Annotated in this window: 1 protein-coding gene; it reads right to left on the reverse strand. The window is 62.1% G+C overall.

Going from position 1 to position 240, the window contains the following annotated elements:
• Positions 1-60: 60 nt before the first annotated feature.
• Positions 61-240 (reverse strand): DUF441 family protein (locus ACODJP_RS14450; protein WP_422482682.1); only part of this gene is annotated, 180 nt, incomplete at its 5' end.

Here is a 240-nt window from a genome sequence, read left to right on the forward strand (position 1 = left end):
TTCATTACCATGTTTAAAAAAGGCCTGGGGCAGACGCCAGGCCAGTATCTGACGGGCGAGTTACTGCTTCCCCACAATTAAAGAGACCAGCCCCGCCGCAATCAGTGGGCCGACCGGCACGCCGCGAAACAGCGCGACGCCAAGTACCGTACCGACCAGCAGCCCGGCGACGAGCTGCGGTTGGTTTCCCATCAGCGTAATGCCGCGACCGCCCAGCCAGGAGACGAAAACGCCGACGGC

The sequence above is a fragment of the Pleomorphochaeta sp. DL1XJH-081 genome (assembly GCF_049310885.1).
In the GTDB taxonomy this organism is placed as follows: domain Bacteria; phylum Spirochaetota; class Spirochaetia; order Sphaerochaetales; family Sphaerochaetaceae; genus CAYZJV01.